Source organism: Shewanella maritima, assembly GCF_043643735.1.
Taxonomy (GTDB): Bacteria; Pseudomonadota; Gammaproteobacteria; order Enterobacterales; family Shewanellaceae; genus Shewanella; species Shewanella maritima_A.
This window is the reverse complement of sequence record NZ_JBHZSM010000015.1, coordinates 93,257-103,487: the sequence shown is the minus strand read 5'-3', so window position 1 is coordinate 103,487 and position 10,231 is coordinate 93,257. Positions and strand designations below refer to the sequence as shown.

The window sequence follows — 10,231 nt, the reverse complement described above, 5'->3', positions numbered from 1 at the left end:
GCTGACGGTTCATACTCATTCACGCCAGCCACTGATTGGAACGGTACTTTACCTGTCATCACCTACACCACTAATACAGGCTCAACAGCGACACTGACCATTGAAGTGACACCTGTTGATGATGCATCTGTGCTTCAAAACGACAGCAATACTGTGGCGGAAGATACCGTTGCAACAGGTAATGTGTTGGATAACGACAGCGATGTAGATCATGCATTAACTGTGGCGACCTTCACGGTTGCCGGTGACAACACCATTCACAGCGCAGGTGACTCAGTCACAGTTGAAGGCGGCACGTTAGTATTAAATGCTGACGGTAGCTACAGCTTTACACCTGCACAAGATTGGAACGGCACGCTGCCGGTGATCACTTACACCACTAACACAGGTATTTCTGCGACACTGACCATTGAAGTGACACCTGTTGATGATGCATCTGTGCTTCAAAACGACAGCAATACTGTGGCGGAAGATACCGTTGCAACAGGTAATGTGTTGGATAACGACAGCGATGTAGATCATGCATTAACTGTGGCGACCTTCACGGTTGCCGGTGACAACACCATTCACAGCGCAGGTGACTCAGTCACGGTTGAAGGCGGCACGTTAGTATTGAATGCTGACGGTTCATACTCATTCACGCCAGCCACTGATTGGAACGGCACGCTGCCGGTGATCACCTACACCACCAATACCGGCTCAACAGCGACACTGACAATCGAAGTCACTCCAGAAAATGACGATTCTATTATTGCCCATGACACTAACACTATTGCTGAAGATCAAGTTGCCACAGGTAATGTGCTTGATAACGACAGCGATGTAGATAATGCATTAACTGTGGCGACCTTCACGGTTGCCAGTGACAACACCATTCACAGCGCAGGTGACTCAGTCACAGTTGAAGGCGGCACGTTAGTATTGAATGCTGACGGTTCATACTCATTCACGCCAGCCACTGATTGGAACGGCACGCTGCCGGTCATCACCTACACCACCAACACAGGTATTTCTGCAACACTGACCATTGAAGTCACGCCAGTTGATGATGCGTCTGTGCTTCAAAACGACAGCAATACCGTGGCGGAAGATACCGTTGCCACAGGTAACGTGCTAACCAATGATTCTGACGTCGATAATGCATTAACTGTGGCGACCTTCACGGTTGCCGGTGACAACACCATTCACAACGCAGGTGACTCGGTCACGGTTGAAGGCGGCACCTTAGTATTAAATGCTGACGGTAGCTACAGCTTTACACCTGCACAAGATTGGAACGGTACTTTACCTGTCATCACCTACACCACCAATACAGGTATTTCTGCGACACTGACGATTGAAGTCACACCTGCTGATGATGCATCTGTCTTGGTTAATGACAGCAATACCGTGGCGGAAGATACCGTTGCCACAGGTAACGTGCTAACCAATGATTCTGACGTCGATAATGCATTAACTGTGGCGACCTTCACGGTTGCCGGTGACAACACCATTCACAACGCAGGTGATTCCGTTACAGTTGAAGGCGGCACGTTAGTATTGAATGCTGACGGTTCGTACTCATTCACGCCAGCCACTGATTGGAACGGCACGCTGCCGGTGATCACTTACACCACCAATACAGGCTCAACAGCGACACTGACTATTGAAGTCACGCCAGTTGATGATGCATCTGTGCTTCAAAACGACAGCAATACCGTGGCGGAAGATACCGTTGCCACAGGTAACGTGCTAACCAATGATTCTGACGTCGATAATGCATTAACTGTGGCGACCTTCACGGTTGCCGGCGACAACACGATTCACAACGCAGGTGACTCAGTTACAGTTGAAGGCGGCACGTTAGTATTGAATGCTGATGGTTCATACTCATTCACGCCAACAAGAGATTGGAGTGGTAATTTACCTGTCATTACTTATATGACGAATACAGGTTTGACAGCAACATTAACCATCATAGTTACACCACAAAATGATGCACCAGATGCAATTGACAATACCTATGTCGCGAATGAGAACCAACAAATCACTGGTAACCTTATTGATGATGATACTGGTGCTGGGCAGGATGTTGATATTGACGGAGATAATCTAACCATTACTCATATCAATGGAGCTGCGCTCACGTTTGTTGCAGGTGCAGCAACAGTCAACATTGATGGCGGTACACTGATTATCAATGAAGATGGAGAGTTCACCTTCACTCATGATGGCACAACCACCAGCATCCCTAGCTTTGAGTACACTGTTTCAGATGGTGCAGGCGGAACAGATACTGCCACGGTTACACTGAATTACAATGATGTAGATGCCGAAAATGACGGTGAGGCAGGTGCTGCATACTCTGTCGTAGCCGACTTCACTTCTGGCCCACTAATCCCAGTAGATGGCGATGGTAACCCAATGTTTACCATGCGCGCGCTGACTTACGATAGTAATGGCAACCTTATTGAAGGTAATTTCTCAACTATCAATGGAGAAGGGATTGGTGTTGCAGGCAGTATTCGTACTGACGGTAAAATCTCATCACAAATTGAATTTGATCCAGTAACTGGCCGCTCAGAAGGGATTGAAATTCAATTCAATGAGCTGGTTAACCAGGTTGAGTTCTCTGTAGCCAGATTATTCGCAGATGAAAATGTTGCTGAACAAGGTGTGTGGAAAGCCTATTACAATGGCGAACTTGTCGCTACTGGCCTGTTTAGCAATCCAACAGGGCAAACAGGCACATTCAATATTGATACCGGTGACGCCGTGTTCGACACCTTGGTATTTGAAGCAGCCAATAATGCTGATCCAATATTGAGCGGTGATTCATCAGACTACGTACTAACTTCAATCTCCGCCACGGGGGCAGGTTTAGGAGAAGGTGCAATTGTCACAGGTGAAAATCAAACGCTTACCATTAATGATCCAACGACGGGTTTACTTGCTAATGATACTGACCTACAAGGCGATAATTTCTCAATTACTGCCATAAATGGCTCGTCAGTAACTAATGGCTCAACAGTGGTACTGCCAAGTGGCGCATTACTGACTATCTATAGTGACGGTACATACAGCTACAACCCTAACGATGCATTTGATAGCTTAACTGCAGGACAAGTTGATCAAGATACATTTACCTATACCATTACCGATGCTAATGGCGCCACTGATACAGCCACAGTTACCATTAACATCATTGGTGCTAATGACGCACCCATTGCAGATGACGATAACTTCTCTGCAGCTGAAGGCTCTGTGTTGGCACTATCTGACAGTTCGTTTGTTGGTAATGACACTGATTTAGAAGGTAACCCGCTTACCGTAGCTGCATTTGCTCAAGACATCACTGGTACAGGCGAGATTGACGCGAATACCTCTGGCAATACCATCACCACAGCATTAGGCGGCACGGTAACTATCAATCCTGATGGTAGCTTTAGCTATCAAGCACCGAGCAATATTGACCATAGTGCAGGCAACGTCACTGATAGTTTTTACTATAAAGCTAGTAATGGATATGAAGACAGCGCTTGGACTCAAGTGATCATTGATGTCACTGATACAGCCCCCGATGCCAATGACGATGTAGACAGTGTCGGCTTTGGTGGCACGGCATATGGCAATGTGATCACAGGTGAAGGTACTGATGGCAGCGGTGTTGATAACATTGGTGCGGATGATACTGAACTAACAAGCATCACCATTGGCGACACGATTTATGACAGTTTCGATGCTAATGGCAATATTACCGTCACTACCAGCGAAGGTATTATTACTATCAACCGAAATGGTAGTTATAGCTTTGTCTCTACAGTGCCAGAACAAAATGGACAAACCGCTCCAAACACACTGATTACATATACCTTGACTGATGCAGATGGTAACTCTAGCCAAGCATTATTGACTATGGTTCAAGACTCAGCACCATCGATTAACGATGATGTTGCAACGGTTAATGAATCAGGCATTGCAGGTGGTACCACTGAAGGTGACGGTAGCAATATTGTCACGGGTAATCTACTGGATAATGACGAAGGTATCAGTGGTTCAACCGTTATCATGCAAGTAGAAGGTATCACACCTATTAATGGCATCATTACGGTCACAACCGCACTGGGTGAGTTGAGAGTTTACACTCAAGATACTGCTGACAACCGAGCTGGTGATTATGAATACACCTTAAACAGTAATAGTGATGGTGACTCAGTCTCAGAAAGCTTTAACTATCAGGTCACTAATGGACTAGGTAATTCAGATGACGGCAGCTTAACCGTCGATATTGTTGATGACGCACCAATCACCAACAACATCCAACAAAACTTAATGTCGGATGCAAATCCAATTACCACTAATATCACAATCGTACTAGATGTGTCAGGCAGTATGGATTACTCAGCGGGGAATGGTAAAACTTACCTAGAAACGGCTGTTGAAGCGCTCACTGCGTTGATCCATGAGGTGGATAAAACCGGTAACGTAAATGTTCAGCTAGTGAGTTTTGCGAGCAGTGCAAATACCACAGGTTGGATGGTTGACGACATTGCAGCGGCAATTGAAGCACTTGAAGCGCTAATCGCTAACGGAGGTACTAATTACGCAGAAGCACTCGATGAAGTGATGAATAGCGGTACTTTACCTCCTGCTGATCAAAGCTTGCTTTACTTTATCTCTGACGGTGAACCCAATGACGGTGGTGAAGTAGATTCTGATTTACAGGATACTTGGGAAGCCTACCTAGCAAACGGAGCTAACGGCGCAGCCTTATATGACATTGCATTTGGTATTGGTATCGGTAATGCTGACCTTACTGAGATTTTCCCAATCTCTCATCCAGAGCCAAATGGTAATGAAGAGTACGCTGTACAAGTTGACAATGCTGATGACTTAACCAGCACAATCATCAATTACTTCGACGGAAATACCATCTCAGGTAACCTAGGTATTTTAAGCGCCTCATCAAGCAGCGGCGTATTGATTGGTGCTGATGGTGGTACTGTTACCAGCATCACTATCGATGGTACTGTTTACTCACTCGACCTAGCAAATCAAATACAAGTCATCACAACAGCATTAGGTGGTGAGTTCACTATCGATTTTGTCACTGGCGAGTACAGTTATACTATCGAAGTTGATCGCAACGTACTTAACCAGAGTGAAAACTTCCAAGTTACTGTAACGGATGGCGACGGCGACAGCGACAGTTTAGAGCTTGTGCTTAATATTGATTATTACGCAGGTGTCGATGCCAATACCAATAATGTTATCACTAACTTAACCGCAGGCAGCACCATTGATATTCCTGTTGAGTACCTCACTCACGGTGATAAATCCCCTTATGAGACAGGTATCACTTCAGTCACTGGCGATGGCAGCTTAAATGGTGACGTTGTCACTGTAGTTAATGCCACTAATGATTCAAGCTTCAATTATCAATTGGACGGAAACGGCGCGACCGACAGTGCAGATGTTGACTTTGAATTTATTACCGGAAACAGACTGGTTGGTTCGGCTGAAAATGACATTATCATTGCAACTAGTTCAGGTAATCCTGGAGATATTCAAGTAAACGCAACAGTAAAACCAGGAAATACCAACGATACAAACGGCGGAAATCAAGTAGGTTTTACTTTTTATAGTGCTATTGCGGGTTTGTATATTACTAGCATTTCTATAGACCTTAGAGCGGGGAGTGACAACAATGCTTATTTTGACACCGATGACCGCTTTGAAATTGGTGACGATACAGTAGGAATTAATAACACCAGTATGTTCAGTTTCACTGACGAAAACTCTGTTTTAACAGCTACGTTTGACGCTAATGATTTTACTAATGGTGATGAGTTATGGTTCTCGGTAGGCACAGACCGATTAGGTAATGATAGAGGCCAAGAGTTTGCTTCTAGGGCTGTCACATTTACAGTTACTTTAAGTGACGGAACCACTCAAACAGGCGTATACGTTTCTGATGGTAATAATGGTGCCACAGCAACGCTGTTAATGGGGGGGGCAATTCTCGATGGTGGTGACGGCGACGACGTACTTGTCGGTGGTGAAGGTGGTGATCTATTAATCGGAGGCGATGGTGATGATGTACTTATCGGTGGCCTAGGTGACGACTTACTTGTGGGCGGTCAAGGCAATGATACTTTTGTCTGGACGCAAAATGATACGGGCATCGACACTATTGATGATTTTAATACTAGTGAAGACAAGCTTGACTTAAGTGACCTATTACAAGGCGAGACAGAATCAAACCTTGGTGATTATCTTTCATTCAGCTTCAACAACGGTAATACCACTATCGAAATTGATGTGGATGGCGACGGCAATGTAGATCAAACCATCATTCTAGATGGCGTAGATTTATCGTCTCTTGATTATTACGGTACAAGTAACGAAGGGGATGTGATTAATAGCTTAATCAATGATGGCGCATTAATCATCACTGATGATAGTCCATCAGACGCAGCGGGCATATCAAATACGAATGCACTTGCACCTCTTGATGAAAATAACGGCAATATCATCCCGTAAAAATAAAGCAATTATCCTACGTCCTATAGTAATATAGGGCGCAGGGATATTATTGCTAACGAATAAACAGCAAGTAAATAACAAAATAAACAAAAAATAAATAATAATAACCACTTAAGGATAAGTTTTTGGCGCAACCGGCTTCGACAGAAAAGCAGCAGCAATGGAGCATTCAGGCATCTCAGCGTGTCAATGTTGATCCGTTACTGGACTCTCTTGTCATTTTAACTGAGCATTTTGGAAACCCTTGCTCCATAGACTCGCTCGCTGCGGGTTTACCTTTATCTGGTGCCGTAATTACGCCGGAGATATTCCCTCAGGCTGCCGCCAGAGCGGGGTTAACTGCCAAGCTATCTCGAAAAAACCTCAACCAAATTTCAGATATTCTTTTACCTTGCATTTTGCTGCTAAAAGACCAACAAGCCTGCATACTGCGAAAAATTGATATTGAATCAGACACAGCGGTTATCCAGCTACCCGAGTCTGCGGGTGAAAAACAACTCAGCATTGAAGAGCTTGAATCACTCTATGTGGGCTACCTGTTTTTAGTCAAACAGCAATATCGTGGTGACAAAAGCTTTGATGTTCACGTACATGACAATACCACCCACTGGTTATGGCAAAGTATTAAAGGTGCAGCCCCTATCTACCGAGATGTACTCATTGCATCAGTATTGGTGAACCTTTTTGCATTGGTATCACCATTATTTATCATGAACGTCTATGACAAAGTCGTGCCCAATTTGGCTTTTGAGTCATTATGGGTGTTAGCAATTGGTGCAGGTATTGCTTATCTATTTGACCTCGTACTTCGGCAATTAAGAAGTTACTTAATTGATGTGGCAGGGAAAAAGATTGACATTATTGTCTCGTCACAACTATTTGCAAAAGCGATTGGTATTCCATTATCTAAACGCTCCCCTAGTGTAGGTGGCATGGCAAGACAACTCGGTGAGTTCGACTCTATTAGAGAGTTTCTTACTTCGGCCACCTTAACCGCACTAGTTGATCTTCCTTTTGCGCTACTGTTTATCCTAGTGATTTATGTAGTCGCGGGTGATTTAGCGATTATCCCAATAGCAGCAGGCATTGTGATCATTGCATTCACTTTGTATATACAGCCCAAACTGAAAGCAGCGATTGAAGAAAGCAATCGCTTCGCCAGCTTAAAGCATGGTCATTTAGTCGAGAGCTTGAACGCCTTAGAGTCAGTAAAAGCCAATGGCGCAGAAGGTCTTGTCCAAAAAAGCTGGCAACAAATGATTGGCCACACGGCAAACTGGAACCTGAAAACCAAGAAACTGACTAACTCAGTGACCAACGTGGCTAACTTTATCGTGCAGTTCAGTGTTGTCTGTATTGTTATTTTAGGAGTGTACCGCGTAGCTGATTATGAAATATCCATGGGTGGTATCATTGCAGCTGTTATGCTCGGTAGTCGTGCAATTAGTCCAATGGCTCAGATAGCAGGACTCATCACTCGTGGTAACTATACTGCCAGCTCACTACGTCAGCTTGATCAAATCATGAATGAAGAAGACGAGTTTGAAAATAAAGGCAACCTGGTTAGCACCCAAAGGCTCAATGGTAAAATTAACGCTGACAATATTAGTTTTAATTTCCCTAATACCGAGAAGCCCACACTCTACCCTATGTCTTTATCGATAAATCCGGGAGAGCGAGTTGCCATCATCGGTCGCAATGGGTCTGGCAAATCTACTTTAGCTAAATTATTGGTGGGCTTATACAAACCCACTGATGGTAGCTTACGTTATGACGGCATAGATTCAGGCCAAATACACCCAAGTGATTTGCGCCGAAACTTTGGCTATCTGCCACAAGATATCACCCTATTCCACGGCAGTATTCGTGACAACATATTATTCGGTTCACGCCAAGTCAGTGAACACCAACTCATGCGAGCAGTTCAGCTTTCAGGAGTCAGTCACTTTACTAACCTAGAATCAGAAGGGCTCGATCAGCAAGTGGGGGAAGGCGGTTTATCATTGAGCCGAGGTCAGCGCCAGACCGTAGCCCTCGCCCGTGCCACACTGAATGACCCGCCAGTACTGTTAATGGATGAACCCACTGCAAGTCTAGATGCACGTGCTGAGAAGCAATTCACTCAGTCAATGCGTCAAGTCACCAAAGACAGAACCCTACTGCTCATTACTCATAAAATGCATCTGCTTAACTTAGTCGATCGCATTATAGTATTAGACCGCGGCCACTTGATTGCTGATGGTCCCAAAGATCAGGTATTGAAAAAAATCAATGAAGGCATACTCGCGGGAGGAAAATCTCGATGAGTAAAAAGTTGACCACTGAAGATCTAGAAATGGCTGATGATGTATTCGGTGCAATTATGACCGATGCGCCTTCAGGCCATAGGCTTATTATCTGGTCATTAGCTGGCATGATGTTGTGCTTTTTCGTTTGGGCTTATTTCTCCGAGCTTGATCAGGTTACTGTGGGTGAAGGTAAAGTCATTCCTTCATCACAGGTGCAGATCATTGAAAGCCTTGATGGTGGTATCTTACAAGAAATCTTCGTTCAAGAAGGTGTATTAGTCACAAAAGGTCAGCCTCTGGCGCGTATTGATGACACTCGCTTTCGCTCAGACTTTGATCAACAAGAACAAGAAGTCATTGGCCTCGAAGCGAATGCAATTAGGATGCGTGCAGAATTAGACAGTATTTTGATTTCGGATATGAGTGCAAACTGGCGTGAACAGGTAAAAATTACCAAGCAGCCTTTAGTATTCCCACAACGACTCATTGAAGAGGAGCCTGAGTTAATTAAACGACAACAGGCAGAATACTCAGGCAAGCTAGATAACCTCAGTAACCAGTTGGAAATTCTTGTGCGTCAAATTCAACAACGCCAACAAGAAACAGAAGAGCTTTCATCCAAAATCAGCACATTAACGACCAGCTTCCAACTCATTTCACGTGAACTTGAGCTAACTCGTCCATTAGCAGAAAAAGGCATTGTACCTGAGGTTGAATTACTCAAGCTTGAGCGAACAGTTAACGACATTCAAGGTGAACTTAAAACGGTAAGGTTACTTCGTCCTAAGCTAAAAGCCGCAACCGATGAAGCGATTTTAAAGCGCCGAGAAGCGGTATTCGTTTATGCCGCGGAAGTCCGCGCCGAGCTAAATGAAACACAAAATAACCTGTCTCGCATGAACCAAGCACAGATTGGCGCTTTTGATAAAGTCAGCAAGGCGGTGATCACCTCCCCTGTTATCGGCACCATTAAAACCTTACATATCAACACGCTTGGCGGCGTGGTTCAGCCAGGTGAAGAAATTATTGAAATTGTCCCATCTGAAGACAAGCTATTAATTGAAACCAAAATTAAGCCAAAGGATATCGCATTTCTTCATCCGGGGTTACCTACTGTCGTTAAAGTCACAGCATATGATTTTACCCGTTATGGTGGCTTAAAAGGCACGGTGGAACATATTAGTGCTGACACCTCACAGGATGAAGAAGGCAACAGTTTTTATACCATAAGAGTAAGGACTGAAGAGTCCGTTTTATATAAAGATGATGGCACACAGATGCCAATAATTCCCGGAATGCTCACGACAGTGGATGTTATCACCGGGAAAAAATCGATTCTTGAGTACATATTTAACCCTATTCTAAGAGCTAAGGATACCGCTCTTCGCGAGCGATAAAAAAGACCAGGAGGTTTTTTG

At 44.5% G+C, this 10,231-nt stretch carries 3 protein-coding genes; all 3 read left to right on the top strand.

The window, feature by feature from the left end; genetic code table 11:
* Positions 1–6,522 (top strand): Ig-like domain-containing protein (locus ACHUGF_RS15165; protein WP_394132456.1); only part of this gene is annotated, 6,522 nt, incomplete at its 5' end.
* Between the two features lie 128 nt (positions 6,523–6,650).
* On the top strand, positions 6,651–8,831 hold the full coding sequence (locus ACHUGF_RS15160; RefSeq protein WP_394132455.1) for a type I secretion system permease/ATPase: 2,181 nt from the start codon (positions 6,651–6,653) through the stop codon (positions 8,829–8,831).
* A complete protein-coding gene (locus tag ACHUGF_RS15155; protein WP_394132453.1) occupies positions 8,828–10,210 on the top strand; it encodes an HlyD family type I secretion periplasmic adaptor subunit in 1,383 nt (460 codons plus the stop codon). Before ACHUGF_RS15160 ends, ACHUGF_RS15155 begins: the two co-directional genes overlap by 4 nt.
* The last annotated feature ends 21 nt before the right edge of the window (positions 10,211–10,231 follow it).

What these genes read in the sequence shown, in the direction of transcription:
- ACHUGF_RS15155 (WP_394132453.1), top strand. Translation starts at nt 8,828, where the DNA reads ATGAGTAAAAAGTTGACCACTGAAGATCTAGAAATGGCTGATGATGTA.